The sequence below is a fragment of the Streptomyces flavovariabilis genome, assembly GCF_000725785.1.
Classification (GTDB): Bacteria; Actinomycetota; Actinomycetes; order Streptomycetales; family Streptomycetaceae; genus Streptomyces; species Streptomyces hawaiiensis.
In genome coordinates, this window is record NZ_JNXD01000001.1 from 815,171 (window position 1) to 829,801 (window position 14,631).

General features: G+C 72.1%; 15 protein-coding genes. 2 read left to right on the top strand and 13 right to left on the bottom strand.

Going from position 1 to position 14,631, the window contains the following annotated elements; genetic code table 11:
• The first annotated feature begins 45 nt into the window (after positions 1 to 45).
• Positions 46 to 402, top strand: coding sequence for a 5-carboxymethyl-2-hydroxymuconate Delta-isomerase (locus tag IO24_RS0103610; RefSeq protein WP_031131703.1), 357 nt, complete (start codon positions 46 to 48; stop codon positions 400 to 402).
• 6 nt (positions 403 to 408) lie between these two features.
• Here the strand turns inward: IO24_RS0103610 and IO24_RS0103615 are convergent, their stop codons facing one another.
• The 3 genes from IO24_RS0103615 to IO24_RS0103625 all read right to left on the bottom strand — a co-directional run bounded on the left by IO24_RS0103615 (position 409) and on the right by IO24_RS0103625 (position 3,727).
• Positions 409 to 1,098 (bottom strand): TetR/AcrR family transcriptional regulator, encoded by a 690-nt coding sequence (locus tag IO24_RS0103615; protein ID WP_078899140.1) that lies wholly within the window; start codon positions 1,096 to 1,098, stop codon positions 409 to 411.
• A 92-nt stretch (positions 1,099 to 1,190) separates the two neighbouring features.
• Positions 1,191 to 3,152, bottom strand: coding sequence for a hypothetical protein (locus IO24_RS0103620; protein WP_031131706.1), 1,962 nt, complete (start codon positions 3,150 to 3,152; stop codon positions 1,191 to 1,193).
• Between the two features lie 47 nt (positions 3,153 to 3,199).
• Positions 3,200 to 3,727, bottom strand: a complete 528-nt coding sequence (locus IO24_RS0103625; RefSeq protein ID WP_031131707.1) for a tetratricopeptide repeat protein — start codon at positions 3,725 to 3,727, stop codon at positions 3,200 to 3,202.
• A gap of 162 nt (positions 3,728 to 3,889) precedes the next feature.
• On the opposite strand from IO24_RS0103625, the gene IO24_RS0103630 reads away from it, so the two are divergent.
• Positions 3,890 to 4,336: a hypothetical protein gene (locus IO24_RS0103630; RefSeq protein WP_031131710.1), complete on the top strand. Its 447-nt coding sequence runs from the start codon at positions 3,890 to 3,892 to the stop codon at positions 4,334 to 4,336.
• Between the two features lie 72 nt (positions 4,337 to 4,408).
• Here IO24_RS0103630 and IO24_RS0103635 read toward each other — a convergent pair whose 3' ends face one another.
• From IO24_RS0103635 to IO24_RS0103685, 10 genes are all read right to left on the bottom strand, one after another.
• Positions 4,409 to 5,965: a DUF1996 domain-containing protein gene (locus IO24_RS0103635; RefSeq protein WP_031131712.1), complete on the bottom strand. Its 1,557-nt coding sequence runs from the start codon at positions 5,963 to 5,965 to the stop codon at positions 4,409 to 4,411.
• Between the two features lie 204 nt (positions 5,966 to 6,169).
• Positions 6,170 to 6,823 (bottom strand): LuxR C-terminal-related transcriptional regulator, encoded by a 654-nt coding sequence (locus IO24_RS0103640; RefSeq protein ID WP_031131714.1) that lies wholly within the window; start codon positions 6,821 to 6,823, stop codon positions 6,170 to 6,172.
• Positions 6,814 to 8,073, bottom strand: a complete 1,260-nt coding sequence (locus IO24_RS0103645; RefSeq protein WP_031131716.1) for a sensor histidine kinase — start codon at positions 8,071 to 8,073, stop codon at positions 6,814 to 6,816. Before IO24_RS0103645 ends, IO24_RS0103640 begins: the two co-directional genes overlap by 10 nt.
• A gap of 84 nt (positions 8,074 to 8,157) precedes the next feature.
• Positions 8,158 to 9,159, bottom strand: coding sequence for an SDR family oxidoreductase (locus IO24_RS0103650; RefSeq protein ID WP_078899142.1), 1,002 nt, complete (start codon positions 9,157 to 9,159; stop codon positions 8,158 to 8,160).
• Between the two features lie 93 nt (positions 9,160 to 9,252).
• Positions 9,253 to 9,840: a winged helix-turn-helix domain-containing protein gene (locus IO24_RS0103655; protein WP_031131720.1), complete on the bottom strand. Its 588-nt coding sequence runs from the start codon at positions 9,838 to 9,840 to the stop codon at positions 9,253 to 9,255.
• A 118-nt stretch (positions 9,841 to 9,958) separates the two neighbouring features.
• Positions 9,959 to 10,081 carry a hypothetical protein gene (locus IO24_RS47090; protein WP_267886817.1) on the bottom strand — a complete coding sequence of 41 codons (123 nt, stop codon included), beginning with the start codon at positions 10,079 to 10,081 and terminating at the stop codon, positions 9,959 to 9,961.
• A 985-nt stretch (positions 10,082 to 11,066) separates the two neighbouring features.
• Entirely contained in the window at positions 11,067 to 11,957 is an 891-nt protein-coding gene (locus IO24_RS0103670; RefSeq protein WP_107062887.1) for a HEAT repeat domain-containing protein, read from the bottom strand.
• A 69-nt stretch (positions 11,958 to 12,026) separates the two neighbouring features.
• Positions 12,027 to 13,058, bottom strand: a complete 1,032-nt coding sequence (gene glnII / locus IO24_RS0103675; RefSeq protein WP_031131726.1) for a glutamine synthetase — start codon at positions 13,056 to 13,058, stop codon at positions 12,027 to 12,029.
• A gap of 295 nt (positions 13,059 to 13,353) precedes the next feature.
• On the bottom strand, positions 13,354 to 14,037 hold the full coding sequence (locus IO24_RS0103680) for an RlpA-like double-psi beta-barrel domain-containing protein (protein ID WP_031131728.1): 684 nt from the start codon (positions 14,035 to 14,037) through the stop codon (positions 13,354 to 13,356).
• Between the two features lie 120 nt (positions 14,038 to 14,157).
• The gene (locus tag IO24_RS0103685) at positions 14,158 to 14,517 is read right to left on the bottom strand and encodes an arsenate reductase family protein (RefSeq protein ID WP_031131730.1); all 360 of its coding nucleotides are present in this window, start codon (positions 14,515 to 14,517) and stop codon (positions 14,158 to 14,160) included.
• Positions 14,518 to 14,631: the final 114 nt, after the last annotated feature.

A 14,631-nucleotide genomic window follows, 5' to 3' on the forward strand; every position in this document is an offset into this window, starting at 1 on the left:
GACAGGCTCTAAGGTGAGGCCACTGGCCCAGAAACAGGAGTACTGATGCCGCAGATCACCGTCGACTATTCCGCCGACCTCGCGGACGGCTTCGACCGGCCCGGATTCGCGAAGGCGCTGCACGAGGCGACGGTCGAGATCGCGGCCGCCAAGCCGCCGGCGTGCAAGACCCGGTTCCGCCCGACCGAGGACATCGTGGTCGGCCCCGAGACCGAGGGGCACGCCCATGTGCACGTCCACATCGCGCTGCTCGCCGGCCGCACCGACGAGACCAAGGCCCGGCTCACCCAGGCCGCGCTGGAACTGCTGCGGACCCACCTCGAGCCCGTCGAGGGGCTCGCGCTGCACGCCTCCGCCGAGGTCCGCGACCTGGACCCGTCGTACGCGAAGTCCGAGAGCTGAGCCGGTTCAGCTCGCCAGGGCGATGAGCCGGCCGGCCAGCAGCGAGAACGGGCCGTCGGCCGGCTCGTCCTCGACGATGCCGCGCAGCAGCGCGGCCATCTCCTCGTCGTAGGCGGCACTGACCGCGGCGAGGGCGGCGAAGTCGTTGACGAGCTGGGGCTCCAGCTCCTCACGCGGGATGCGCCGGCCGTCCAGCCAGATCAGCGCGGTCGACTCGGCGAGCGAGATCCAGGAACGGACGACCAGTTCGAGGCGCGCGGGCGGATCGGTCACGCCCAGGTGCGAAAGGATCTGGACATACGCGGCCTGCCGTACGGAGTCGACGAGCGCGTTGGTCGTCGAGGACCCCACCGCCGGGCCGCCGCGCATCAGGGCGGAGAAACCGGGCCCGTGCTCGTCCACGAAGTCGAAGTAGCGGTGCATGACGCGCAGCAGCCGCGCCCCCAGCGGACCCTCGTGCGGCTCCACGAACCGGGCCGCCAGATCGTCCGAGGCGCGCTGCAACGCGGCCTCGTACAGGCTGAGTTTGCCGGGGAAGTAGTGGTAGACCAACGGGCGTGAAATGCCCGCGGCCGACGCTATCTCGTCGATGGAGACCTCGTCGGGCGAGCGGCGGCTGAACAGTTCGAGGGCGACGCCGATCAACTGCTGCCGCCGCTCCTCGACTCCCATTCTGCGGCGAACCCCGGTAGTCATACGAACACCTTACCGATCGATTCCGGCCTCGAACGGCCGGATCGATCACGGGGTTCGACCGGCCTCACCGGACGGGCCCGGGAACCGCCCTGTCAGCGCAGCCCGCGGAGCGAACGCCCGTCCTTCAGGGTCCCCTTGAGCTGAGCCTGTGCTCCCTGCTCGGCCGGCGCGGTCAGCAGACTGCTCTGCGCCGCCCCGTCCACACCGCCCGTCGCCCGGATCGACGCCGTCTTCCGGCTTCCGGCGGCCAGCAGGTACCGGTCGCCGGCCTTCGACTTCCACAGCACCCCGGCCAGCACATGCGGGTCCCGCGGCCCGCACGCCGGGACGTTCTCGGCCTTCGCCGCCACCGCCCCGTACGCCCCGCCCGGCGTGTGGAACTGCGCCAGCACCCGCGCCCCACCGCCCCGCCAGGTCTCCGCCCGCGTGCACACCCACGCCGCAGAGCCGCTCGCGTCGGGCAGCGGCTGCGTGTTGAACGCCCAGGCGTTGACGCTCCGCACCCCCGCCGAGCGCACCGTGCCCAGCGAGCAGGCGAACGGCTGCCAGGTGCGCAGCGCCGCGGCACCGGACACCTCACGGGGTGAGCCCGGCCGTCCGGCGGTGAGCCGGGCCGGGACCAGTTCGCCGAGGTCGGTCAGCAGCCGGGTCCTGGGGCCGTCGGCCACCTGCAGCACGTTCCACGAGGTGCAGGGGCCGGACCGCAGGGCCGGACTGGCCAGGGGTGCGGTGACACCGTCGGTGAGCGTGAGGTCCATCGCGCCGGAGACCGGCTTCATCAGGTCCCGCTCGCCCGCCTTCTTCACCCAGGGGGCCGTCAGATAACGGACGTTGCCGTCGGACCGGCCCAGGACCACCGCGCCCGCCTCGGCCCGGCCGGCCCCGTCGACCCGGGCGAAGTCGAGGGCGGCGCCCTGCGTGCCGTCCTTCGGCTCGGCGTACCGGGCGATGCGCAGACCGTCGTAGAGGATCACCACGCGCGCCGCGTCGACCGTCCCCGCGTACAGCAGCTGGGGCGGTCCGGCCGGGCCGCCGGAGAGGGTTCCGGGGGTCGCCGACACCTGGACCGTCTCGCCGGGGCGGGCCCACACGGCCAAGGCGCGGCGCAGCAGGGCCTGGTCACCGGCGCGGTCGCCGCGGGCCGGCCACACGGAGAAGTCGGTGCGCGCCGTGCTGCGCCACGCGCCGGGCGGGACCCGGGTCAGCTTCGCCGGGTCCAGGGCGGCCTGCGCGGCCGGGTTGCGCGCGTACGGGGGTGCCGCGGCGCCCTCGGGGCCCCAGCCCTCGCCGGGCAGGCCGAGCAGCGCACCGCACACCAGCAGGGCGGCGCCGGCGACCAGCGCGGCCTTCAGGTGCTGGCGGCGGCGCATCAGGTCGGTGGGGCGGGCCTGGAGCGAGCAGGGGTCGAACTCGGGGGAGTCGAGCAGCCCGTACTGGGCGGGGATCCCGTCGGCCTCCAGCACCGCGCCCTCCGGGTCGGCGACGCCCGCTGCCGCGAGGACCTTGCACACCCCGTCGTCCGTGAGCCGCTCCAGGCCGCGCAGCGCGTAGGCGGCCCGGGCCGGGCCCGACAGGGTGGCCAGCCGCTGGTCCAGGGCGAGTTCGTCGGCGCCGCCGGAACGCGGGAACAGCTTCAGGCCCCACACGTGCGGCAGCAGCGGCGGCAGCTGGGACCTCTTGGGCCACGCCTTGGCCTTCAGCGGCAGCCCCGCCTCCAGCGCCGTGCGCAGCACCTGGAGACGGACCAGGGCGTACCCCGGATCGCCGTCCCGGCCGTCCCGCACGCTCTCGGCTCCGCTCGAGCAGGGGGGACCCCCGTACTGCGCCGGGATCACCGGGGCCGGTGTGCGGTGCCGGGGGAGGGCCCGCTGGGTGAGGGCGTGCGCGGTCAGGACGCGGCGGCTGCGGCCCAGCCGGGGTGGCAGCACCAGGTAGGCAAGCCGGACGAGCCGCGGGTAGTGCTCGACGAGCGCGGCCTCGGCCTGCTCGACGTCGACGACCGGTCCGGCATGGGCGGAGGGTGCGGGGCGCTGGGCGACATCCTGTGACTGCACGTTCAGCAGAACGAGCGAATCATTGGATGGTCACCTGCTGCGGAGCGTCACGCCTCCGGGTGCTCGGCCGGTTCCACGAGCAGCCGGGCGTAGTTCGCCGTCGACCGCTGGTAGCACGGCAGGTGCGGGGCCAGGGCGCCCAGGGCCAGCGCCAGGGCTTCCCGGTCACGGCCGAGACTCGACAGGCACAGAGCGAGGAAGGCGCGTACGGGGTCGTCCAGGTCGTCGGACGGGGCGACCAGCTCGGGCGTCAGCAGCGCGACGCCCTCCTCGGCCCGGCCGGTGTTCCGCAGCGAGCTGGCCAGCTGGATCTTCGTCCGGCGGGCCTTGTAGGGGCTGTCGTCCGCGAGGCCGAGGGCCAGTGCCTCCCGGTACAGCGGGACCGCCTTGTCCGAGCGGCCCGTGGAGTCCCAGGCGCAGGCCTGCTCGAACGGGCCGTGCGGGCTGCCCTCGGGAAGCTCGGCGACGAGGGCGTCGACGTCGGCGCGGAAGCGGGACTCGTCCTCTTCCGTCTCCGCGTAGTCGTCGAAACGGTCCCACAGGGCGGCCACGCGGTCTTCCCAGTCCTGATCCACCGGCCCACCCTCGCACAGGAGTGCACACCGGGGCAGCGGAATTTTGAGCACGGTGGGCGCCGCAGCCGTATCGAAGGCGAGAGCCTCTTGCCGGGGCTCCGTGCGGCATGCGTCCGGATCGTGCCGTGACAGGGACCGTGCCGACAAGGACCGGAGGAACAGATGAGGGTGACCCGACCGATGCTCGCGCTGAGCGGCGCGGTGGTGATACTGGCGCTGGCCGGCTGCGGCGGATCCGGCGGCAAGGACGAAGCGGCCGTCCCGGAGGCGGTGTCCGGCAGCCTGGAGCACATCGCGGCCGAGGCCGACTGCAAGCCCAACATGCAGACCGACGCGGACACCATCCGCCAGGCCCTCTGCAAGAAGGGCAAGGAGAAGTACGTCCTCGCGACCTTCGCCACCGACCGCGGCCAGCGCGAGTGGCTGAACAGCGCCAAGGACTACGGCGGCTACTACCTCGTCGGCCGCAAGTGGGTCGCCGTCGGCCAGCAGAAGACGGTCACGGCGCTGCAGGGCACCCTCGGCGGGACCATGGAAGAGGGCTCCGAGCACATGAACCCCGGCGGCAGCCACAACAAGGGCGGACACGGCGGCGGCAGCCACGGCTGACCGCACGGATATCCGGGCAAGCGAAAGCCGGCGGTGGGAATTCCCACCGCCGGCTTTCTCACCGGGTGAGGACTACTGGCAGTCCTCGCCGTTGTTGATGCACTCGACCATCTCGTTCATCACGTTCTCGTCGAAGAAGTTGATGAAGTCGTTGTGGTCGGTGATCGGCTTGTGCAGCTGCTCCGGGAAGGAGTCCACCGCGAAGGCGTTCTGGACCTGACCGTTGTTGATCTGCGGCGCCTGGACGTCGTAGACCAGCCGGACCTGGAGCTGGGGGATGGCCTGGAAGCCGTTCGAGCAGCTGCCGTCCGCCTCTACGAAGTCCACGTGGGTGCGGTGGTTGGCGCTGTCGATGTTCTGGCCGTCCCAGCAGCTCTGGAAGTTGGACGTGCGCACCACGCTGCTGCCCTCGGGGCAGATCGGGTACTTGTCCGTCACCTGCCGGTCCTCGAAGCCGGTGCAGCTCCACGAGGTGTTGGCGTTGTTCAGGCCGTTGGTGAGGGACTTGGCGTCACCGGTGATGATGCGCAGGGCCTTCGGCATCGCGACGACGTCGCTGGTGCGGTTGCCGACGAACTTCAGCTGGGCCTCGGCCGGCTCGACGATCTTGCCGACGTTGCCGTCCTGACCGCCGCCGGGCTGACCCTGGTCGATGTCCTGCGTACCGTCCTGGATGCGGATGACCGGCCAGAAGTAGGACGACTTGTCGCCCTGGTTCTGGCAGGACGTGTCGGCGTTCGCCAGGTCCTCGTCGCTCGCGAAGGCGCTGTTGTCCTGGTTGCCGACGTAGTCGTGCTGGTGCTGCGCACCGTTGGAGACACCCGGCGCCACGATCACGTTGTCCGAGTTGCGGTTCTCGTTCTCGTTGGTGCCGCAGTTCGTGGTGAACGAGCCCGTGGAACCGCCGTCACCGTTCGCGGCGAGACCGTTCGGCAGGTTGCGGGAGTTGGGCTGGACGTCCTCGATGTTGATGAAGTCGCCCGCCGCGGGGCCGTTGCCGGCCTGCCCGCCGTTGCCGCCCTGCCCCTGCCCGTTGTCCTGGCCGCCGTTGTCCTGGCCCTGGTCCTGACCGCCGTCGTTCTGACCGCCGTCGTTCTGGCCGCCGTCGTTCTGGCCGTCGTTGTTCTGACCACCGCCGGCCTGGCCGTCGTTGGTGTTGGCGTCGGCGGCCATGCCCTGGCACGTGGCCAGCTGCTCGAGGTTGCCCGGGGCCTGCCCGCCCACCCGCCGGATGTTGATGCCGATCCGGTCGATGGCCGCGACACGCTTCGACTTCAGCGGGCCGAGGATGGCGTTGTTGACGAAGCCCGAGTCACCGGCCTGGGCCTGACGCGTGGAGGCGAGCCGGGTGTAGGCCTCGCTGATCTGCTTGTCGAGGTTGGCCAGCTCCTTGTCCACCCCCTGGCGGGCACCGTCCGGCACATCGGTCAGCTTCTGTCCTACGTCCGGGCACTGGATCGTTGCGATCTGCGCGCCCGCGGCCTTCGTCTGGTTCGCCGAGTTCTCCTCATGCGCCGAGGCATAGAAGTTTGCCCAGATCAGCCCGCCCCCACCGAGCGCTAGGGCCGCCGATGCGGCAATGGCCTTGGTGGCCAGCGGCGTACGGCGTTTTCTTGTGTTGCGTCCCATGGAACTCCTCTGACTTCCTTTTTCGGGGGCATCGAGGCGCCCGACAGGAGTGAAGCGGCTCCCTTCCATACGCAGGGCGTCCCACGGGTGTTCAGAGGTCCCGGAAATTGATGCGAGATTCGTGAGGACTCTGTGTCCCTCAACAGCCCCTGGAGTACCAGGAGTTGTGGATCATCCACAGGGGGTGAGGAGACGGGTCCGGTTTCACCGGCCGTGGTCGAGATACGCGAGAACCGCCAGCACGCGGCGGTTGTCGTCGTCAGAGACCTCAAGGCCCAGTTTGCCGAAGATGTTCGCGGTGTGCTTGGCGATCGCCCGTTCCGTCACGACCAGTTTCCCGGCGATCGCCGCGTTGGACCGGCCCTGCGCCATCAGCTCCAGCACCTCCCGCTCCCGGGGCGTCAGCCGTGCCAGCGGCCGGTCGTCGCCCGAACGGCGGGCCAGCAGCTGCTGGATGACCTGCGGGTCCATCGCCGTACCACCGGCCGCGACCCGCCGGACGGCGTCCACGAACTGCTCGGCGTCGAACACCCGGTCCTTCAGCAGATAGCCGACCCCGCCGTTGCCGTCGGCGAGCAGCTCGCGCGCGTACAGCTGCTCCACGTGCTGGGAGAGCACCAGCACCGGCAGTCCGGGCCGCTCCCTGCGGGCGTCGAGCGCGCACTGCAGGCCCTCGTCGGTGTGCGTGGGCGGCAGGCGGACGTCGACCACGGCGACGTCCGGGTCCAGTTCGGCCAGCGCGGCGGCCAGTTCGGGCCCGGACTCGACGGCCGCCGCGATCTCGAAACCGTGCGCCTGCAGCAGCCGGACGAGTCCGTCGCGCAGCAGGAAGAGGTCTTCGGCCAGGACTACGCGCAAGGGATCTCCATGGTGACCATGGTGGGACCGCCCGCGGGGCTGCTGACGGCCAGGACGCCGTCGAATGTACCCAGTCGCCGCTCCACCCCGGCCAGCCCCGAACCGGCCCCGATCACCGCACCGCCCTTGCCGTTGTCCGTGACGCTCGCCCGCAGCATGCCGTCCGCCTGGTGCAGGTCGACCCAGATCCGGTCGGCGCCCGAGTGCTTCACGGCGTTGGTGAGCACCTCGCTCACGGCGAAGTACGCGGCCGACTCCACGGGCGCCTGAGCCCGCCCGGGCAGGTCCACGCTCACCTCGGTGGGAACCGGCAGCCGCAGCGCCAGCGCCCGTACCGCGTCGCCCAGGCCGCGCTCGGCGAGGACCGGCGGGTGGATGCCGCGCACCAGCTCGCGCAGCTCGGACAGCGCCTCCACCGAGGACTTGCGGGCCTGCGCGATCAGCTCCTTGGCCTGCGCCGGGTCCTTGTCGAGGAGCGCCTCGATGGTGCCCAGGTCCATGCCGACGGCGACCAGCCGGGCCTGGGCCCCGTCGTGCAGGTCCCGCTCGATGCGCCGCAGTTCGGCGGCGGAGGCGTCGACGGCGTCACGCCGCGTCTCGGTCAGCACCCGCACCCGCTCGGCCAGTTCCCTCTGGTTGCTGCCGAGCACGGCCCGGGTGAGCCGGAAGTGCACGCTCAGCAGGCGCGGGGTGAAGAAGTGGGCGAGGAACAGCAGCACCAGGCCCAGGGCCGCCGCTCCGAACGCGGAAGCCTGCCCGCTGACCGGCACGAACCCGTACCAGTACCCGTCGGGGAAGACCCGCCACAACCCGACCGCGAGCGCGAACCCCTCCAGCGGATAGAGGAACAGCACCGCCGGCAGCAGCGCCGTGACGAACCCCGCGGTCATGTCGACCGGCAGCCACCGCAGGTCCCGCCAGGTCGCCGGGTCGCGCAGCATCGCGAAGGTGCGTGCCCAGGGGGTGGCGTCCTTCGGCAGCGGCCGGTACGCCGGAGGGATCCGCACCCCGCCCCACTCCGCCGCGAGCACCCGCCGCCCGTTCGCGAACGCCCGCACGCCCGTCAGCACGTACGGCGTCGTGACGAGCCCGACCCCGATCGGGATGAGCGCGATCGAGACCAGGGAAAGGCAGAAGCACAGCACCGCCCCCGGCAGGGAGACGAGGGCGAGCGCCAGCCCCCGCACCGCGGCGAGCCCGATGCCCCGCCCTGTCGTCCGCCCGCTGCCGTTCTTCGTGTCCATGGTCATGGCGTCAGTCTCGTCGAGCGCGCGTGCCGGGTCACGGGGCCGGGACACCCGGCCGGGGGTGGTGCTACGTACACCTCGTGCGGCTCAGCCGGCCGCGAGCACCTTCGCCTCCACCTCCGGGTCGAGTCCCGAGCGTGGCCGGTCCGGGCGCTGGGGTGCCACACCCCCGAGGTCCTCGAGCCACCGCCAGGTGTCCGCCACCGTCTCCTCGACGGGCCGGCAGACCAGCCCGGCCCCGATCGCCCGGGAGACGTCCGCGCTGTGCAGGGCGTCGTGCAGGTCGCTGCCCGGTGGCACCCACACCGGCAGCTCGGTCCACGGCTCGATGCCCGCCTCCAGGATCACCCCGGGCTCGGTCCAGCGGAGCTCGGCGGCGCCGCCGGTGACCCGCACGCAGGTCTCCAGCAACGCGCCCATGGTGGCGTGCCCCTGCGGACTGACCAGGTTGTACGGCCCGCTCAGCTCCCGCTCGGCCGCGTGCAGGATCCACCCGGCCAGGTCGCGCACGTCCACGTACTGGAGGGGCAGTTCACGCGGGCCCGGCGCCAGCACCGGCCCCCCGCGTGCCGTCCGGCCCAGCCACCAGGGCAGCCGGCCGATGTTCTCGTACGGGCCGAGGATCAGCCCGGACCGTACGAGCACCGACCGGTCCGCGCCGAAGGCGTCCAGCACGGCCAGCTCGCCGCCCCGTTTGTCCTGCGGGTACGCGGTCTGCTCCGCGTCGGCCGACGCCCCCTCCACCAGGGGCGCTTCCTCGTCGAACCCGGCGGGCGGGGCCCACGCGTACACCGAGCAGCTCGACACGTACACGTACCGGCCGGCGCGGCCCCGCAGCAGCCGCGCCGTGTCCCGCACCGCGCGCGGCGCCGCCGACCACGTGTCGACGACGACGTCCCACTCGCCCGGATCCTCCTCGAGGGCTGCCAGGCCGCCGGGCGCCGTGCGGTCACCGAGCAGCGACCGCACGCCCGGCGGTGCGTCGTGCCGCCCCCGGTGGAAGACGGTCACCTCCCAGCCCCGCCCCAGCGCCGCCTCCACGACGGCCCGCCCCACGAACTCCGTACCACCCAGCATCAGAAGCCTCATGCCGGTGACTCTGCCCGGTGGGGCGAGGGGACGGAACGGGGATCTGCTGTCAGCAGACACGACGCGACGGAACAGGGCGGGCGGGGACGTGCCTCAGTGCGCTGTCGGCGGTACGTACGTGTAGCCCACGCGGCGCACGGTGCGGATGGTGTCGCGGTGCTCCACGCCCAGCTTGCGGCGCAGGCGGGCGATGTGGACGTCGACCGTGCGGCCGTCGCCCACGTGCCCGTAGCCCCACACCGTGCCGACCAGCTGGTCGCGGGTGTGCACCCGGCCCGGGTGCGCCACCAGGTGCGCCAGCAGCTCGAACTCCAGGTACGTGAGGTCGAGCGGCCGTCCGGCCACCCGGGCGGTGCGCTGCACGGTGTCGACCCGGATCAGCGGCTCGCCGCCCGGCTCGGCCACGGTCTCCGGGCCGGCGGCCTGCGGCAGGTCGGGCACCGCCACCGGGAACGGCGGCTGCTGGTCGGCCGGGACGAGCACCAGGTAGCCGATCATCGGCGGCTGCCCCGGCAGCACGGGCAGGGTGTGCTGCGGCGCCGGCAGCCAGGTGGCACCCGGCAGCAGGTCCGCGACCGTCACCACCTCGTCCCGGTCGACGGCACGCAGCCGATGCCGGGGGCCGTGCGGTGCGGGGGCGTCGAGAGGGGCGGCGGTGGACAGGGAACGAGTGGTCGCCATGAGAGGTCAGCTCTTTCGCGCGAGGAGTTCGTCGGGGAGATCGACGGCCGCGATTCGTGGTCGGGCTCGCCGAGGGACGTACGCGGTTCGCGCTGGCCGAAGGCCGGGGTGTACGGCTTTAGAGGGCCGGCGCGTTCGTCGCGCGGCAACACACCCGGTCGAAGTCGTGGTCCTGGCGGGACGGCCAGAAGGGCTCGAGGTCATGGCGACCCGTCGCGGTGTGCTTCTGGTAGCCGGTCATGGGCCCATTGAAGCAGACCCCCGCCCGTGGCAGCAGACTTCTCTCACTGCGTGGACGTTTCCTGGCGGAAAGCCGGCCTCAGTCCACGACCCGGGCGGTCTCCAGCAGGTGGCGGACGGCCGCCCGGACGACGTAGTCCGGATGCGGGCCGTCGCCGGACATGAAGTCGTGCACGACCCGGTGCCGCGCCTCGGCTCCCCGTCGCAGCGGGGCCACGGCGAAGCGGGGCAGGAGTCCCATCTCCGTGAGCGTCACCACGGGGTGGGGCCTGCCGCCGTAGAACCGTTCCCACTCGAGTGCCTGCCGGGCCAGGGGCCGCACGGTGTCCTCGGTCCGGCCGGTGATGCGCCAGACCGCCAGAGCCGCGAGGGACGAGCCGTCGTCGGTGAGGGACGGCTCGATGAACGGCAGCAGGGGCGCGGCAGCGGGCCCGAGTTCACTCGCCCGGTCCATCATCGGAAACGGGTACCGCTCGTCCACCTGTCGAAGGAAGAAGGACAGGGCCGGCTCGGGGTCATCGCTGACCCGGTGGTGTGCGACCGCGGCGACCGCCGAGACCGAGAGGTGGGCCTGCTCGGTCACGCAGGCCAGCAGCGCCCGCTGCGCCCGCTCACCGGCGGCGGGACCCATCCGGCCCAGCACGGCGACCGCGACCGGCGGGTGTCCGGTGCCCGTGCGGGAGAGCAGCACGGTGAGTTCCTCGACGGCGTCGGCCGCCACCTCGGGGAACCGCGTCAGCACCTCGACCAGATCCGGACGGGCGCTTCCCAGCTGCCGGGCCACGGCCCGCGCCACAGCCCGGGCCCCGGCTCCGAACTCCTCGGCCACCGCGTGGGCGGCGCGGGCCGTACCGTACGAACCGGGCGTCTCTTCCACGAGGCGTACGGCCTCCTCGACGGCCTCCGGCACCTTCGCCCGGGCGAGCACGGTGATCGCAGCCGCCCGGAAGTCCGGCACGGAGGAGGTCAGGTGGGGCAGCACGTGGTCACGCACGCGCGGGTGCAGCTCCGGTGGCAGCGCGCAGGTCAGCTGTGCCAGCCGGTGCAGCTCCCAGGCCTCGCCCTCCGTCTCGCGCAGCACCCAGGGGAACACGTCGGCCTCGCGGTCGCGCCAACGGGCGGTGATGTCGAAGGCGAGCGGCACACCCCCGGCCACGGCCCGCAGCGCGGCCTCGGGGTCCTCCAGGAGCCGGTCGGTGTACGGCTTGTGCGGGTCCGGCCCCAGGGCGGGGGTCCGGCTCGTGCGGGTCGGCCGTGTACGCCCGCACGCAGTGGTCGACCAGCGGCTCGGGCAGCGGCAGTTCGGCAGTGCGCAGCAGGTCCTCGGCGGCGGCGAGCGCGACCCGGGGTTCAGGGTCGGTGAGCAGAGCGTTCCGCCGCGCGCCGTCGCCGGGATCCAGCAGCCCGAGCGCGGTCACCAGGTGGGCACGCACCGGCGGGTCGGTCTCCTGGCCGAGCCGCCGGCGCAACAGGGGCAGGCAGTCCTCCCGGCCGCACGCGGCGATCAGCAGCACCATCGCGTCCCGTACCCGCGGGTCGGCGTGGTGCGCGAAGGGCAGCAGGGGCGGCAGCTCGTCCGCCACCGCCCGCGGGGCCGGCTCCTCTTCGCTCGGCCACCCGGGTCTGGTCGCGAGGCTGCCGAGCAGCCGCAGCAGGTCCTCCCGGTGGCCGGGCCCCTCCAGGGCGAGCCGGGCCAGTCGCGGCACCGCACCCGCGGTCGCCACGGCGAGGTCGTCGTCGTTCCAGGCCGCGGGCCACAGCCGGTTCATCGCCTCCTCGCGCACGTCCGCGTCCGTCGACTCCATCGCGCGCAGCAGCCCGGACACGTCCCCCGCCGAGCCGTACGTATGCACTCGCCCCACCCCGTCGGTCCCCATGACGGCGCAGGATACGCAAAAGAGGCGCCCGCCAAGACGGCAGGCGCCCCTCTCGGGAAGGCGCGTGGATCAGACCTGGCCGGCCTTCTCCAGAGCCGAGCAGCAGGTGTCGACGAGCAGCCGGGTCACCACGTACGGGTCGACGTTGGCGTTCGGGCGGCGGTCCTCGATGTAGCCCTTGCCGTCCTTCTCGACCTGCCACGGGATGCGGACCGAGGCACCGCGGTTGGAGACGCCGTAGGAGTACTCGTTCCACGGGGCGGTCTCGTGCAGGCCGGTCAGGCGGTCGTCGATGCCCGCGCCGTAGTTCTTGACGTGGTCGAGCGGCTTGGAGCCCTCACCGAGCGACTCGGCCGCGGTGATGATCGCGTCGTAGGACTCGCGCATCGCCTTGGTGGAGAAGTTGGTGTGCGCGCCGGCGCCGTTCCAGTCGCCCTTGACCGGCTTCGGGTCGAGCGTGGCGGCGACGTCGAAGTCCTCGGCGGTGCGGTAGAGCAGCCAGCGGGCCACCCACAGGTGGTCGGAGACCTCCAGCGGGGAGACCGGGCCGACCTGGAACTCCCACTGGCCGGGCATGACCTCGGCGTTGATGCCGGAGATGGCGAGACCGGCCTTCAGGCAGTTGTCCAGGTGCGCCTCGACGACGTCACGGCCGAAGATCTCGTCGGCGCCGACACCGCAGTAGTAGCCGCCCTGGGGGGCCGGGAAGCCGCCCTTGGGGAAGCCGAGCGGGTAGCCGTCCTTGAAGAACGTGTACTCCTGCTCGATGCCGAAGATCGGCTCCTGCGCCGCGAACCTCTCCTCGACCTCGGCCAGCGCCGCACGGGTGTTGGTGGCGTGCGGTGTGAGGTCGATGTTCAGGACCTCGCACAGCACCAGGATGTCGTCGCCGCCGCGGATCGGGTCCGGGCAGGTGAAGACCGGCTTGAGGACGCAGTCCGAGGCGTGGCCCTCGGCCTGGTTGGTGGAGGACCCGTCGAAGCCCCAGATCGGCAGCGCGTCGAGACCGGCGGGAGAGCCCGCGATGATCTTCGTCTTGGAACGCAGCTTGGCCGTCGGCTCGGTGCCGTCGATCCAGATGTACTCAGCCTTGAAGGTCACGGGCCTCATCCTTCGGGGGTGTGTCTAGGCGCGATGCGGGTGCTGCGGCGCTGCGGCACTGGGGCGCCGCCTCAGCTGCCCGGCAGCCTGTCAACAGGCGATTTCCCGGCCATTGCTCGTATGTGAACCCCGTGTTACCTGGCACCGCTGTGCCGCGCTTCACCACCGAGAGGGTGTTGTGCCGCAGACACGCCGGTCCTGCTGCCCCTGGCCGGGAGCAGCAGGACCGGTGACACGTACGAGGGGGCGGCCGAGGGGGTGGCCGCCGCCTCATCCCTTCAGTCGGCCTGCGGCCTCACCCCACCTTCTCGATCAGGGCCCGGCGGATCAGGAACTTGCCGGGCTCACGGACCTGTTCGAAGGCCGCGTTGTTGAGCAGCGCACAGCTGCCGGAGACCGAAGTGACCTCCACCGTCGTGGACTTGTCGTTGTCCAGGTTGGTGACCTTCAGCTTCGTGCCGGCCGGGAACTGGTTGCTGGACGCGGCAGGCGCACCGCCCTCGCCGGAGAGCGTCACGGTGGAGCCGTTGCACACCTGCTGCCCGGAGGCCGCGGCACCGCCGCCGGGGTCCGCGGCGGGGGCGGACGCGGCGGGCTGCGAGGGCTGCGCCGACTCCGCGGGGTCCGAGGGCTGCGCCGGCTGCGACGGCTGCGCGGTCTGGGAGTCCTGAGCCGACTCCCCGACGGCGCACCCCGACGCCTCCTGCTTCCGCTTGATCTCCGCGACGACCGCCTCGCGGTTGGCGATCCGTGCCTCGGACTGCGCGTCCGGGGCGGCCCGCTGGTCCGCGATGAACTTCTGGTTGTTGCCGAGGGCGGTGGCCAGACCCAGGCAGACCGTCGACTCCGACGCCGACTTGGGGGTCTGGGCGGCGTTCGACGTGCTCGCCATGACGAAGGCCCCGCCTCCCGCCACCGTCGCCGCGCTCACCAGCAGCGCGATCTTCTTCTTCGTGCCGAGTGTTCTCCTGCGCGACATGCGCGCCTCCTGAAGAGGTAGGGGAGCGTACGCCGCTATGTACGAGATACCGAACGAGGTTACTCAGCGGTTTACAGGAGTCCCTGAAGTGACCTGTGCCACATGCGCGATGGCGTGCCGTCAGCGCGACAGGGCGTCCCGCACGGCCTCGTCGGTGCGGCCGACCACCGCCGTTCCGTCGTCCGCGGTGATGATCGGGCGCTGGATCAGCTTCGGATGCCCGGCGAGTGCCGTGATCCAGCGATCGCGCGAACCGGCGTCCCGCGGCCACTCCTTGAGCCCGAGCTCCTTGGCGTCGGCCTCCTGGGTGCGGGTGATGTCCCACGGTTCGAGACCGAGGCGCTCGAGCACGTCCCGGATCTCGTCCTCGCTCGGCACGTCCTGAAGGTAGCGGCGGACGGTGTAGTCGGCACCCTCGGCGTCGAGCAGCGTCAGGGCGCTGCGGCACTTCGAACACGCGGGGTTGATCCAGATCTCCATGTGCACACGGTACGCGCCCGACGGTCTTGTTCGATTTTCCGACACCCCACCCGTACCTCGCGAACCTGTCGTGACGGGACGTCAATTACCTGGCTCACCTGGTCGTTTGCCGGG

What these genes read in the sequence shown, in the direction of transcription:
- IO24_RS0103610 (WP_031131703.1), top strand. Translation starts at nt 46, where the DNA reads ATGCCGCAGATCACCGTCGACTATTCCGCCGACCTCGCGGACGGCTTC.
- IO24_RS0103615 (WP_078899140.1), bottom strand. Translation starts at nt 1,098, where the DNA reads ATGACTACCGGGGTTCGCCGCAGAATGGGAGTCGAGGAGCGGCGGCAG.
- IO24_RS0103630 (WP_031131710.1), top strand. Translation starts at nt 3,890, where the DNA reads ATGAGGGTGACCCGACCGATGCTCGCGCTGAGCGGCGCGGTGGTGATA.
- IO24_RS0103635 (WP_031131712.1), bottom strand. Translation starts at nt 5,965, where the DNA reads ATGGGACGCAACACAAGAAAACGCCGTACGCCGCTGGCCACCAAGGCC.
- IO24_RS0103645 (WP_031131716.1), bottom strand. Translation starts at nt 8,073, where the DNA reads ATGACCATGGACACGAAGAACGGCAGCGGGCGGACGACAGGGCGGGGC.
- IO24_RS0103650 (WP_078899142.1), bottom strand. Translation starts at nt 9,159, where the DNA reads ATGAGGCTTCTGATGCTGGGTGGTACGGAGTTCGTGGGGCGGGCCGTC.
- IO24_RS0103655 (WP_031131720.1), bottom strand. Translation starts at nt 9,840, where the DNA reads ATGGCGACCACTCGTTCCCTGTCCACCGCCGCCCCTCTCGACGCCCCC.
- IO24_RS47090 (WP_267886817.1), bottom strand. Translation starts at nt 10,081, where the DNA reads ATGACCGGCTACCAGAAGCACACCGCGACGGGTCGCCATGACCTCGAG.
- IO24_RS0103670 (WP_107062887.1), bottom strand. Translation starts at nt 11,957, where the DNA reads ATGGGGACCGACGGGGTGGGGCGAGTGCATACGTACGGCTCGGCGGGG.
- IO24_RS0103680 (WP_031131728.1), bottom strand. Translation starts at nt 14,037, where the DNA reads ATGTCGCGCAGGAGAACACTCGGCACGAAGAAGAAGATCGCGCTGCTG.
- IO24_RS0103685 (WP_031131730.1), bottom strand. Translation starts at nt 14,517, where the DNA reads ATGGAGATCTGGATCAACCCCGCGTGTTCGAAGTGCCGCAGCGCCCTG.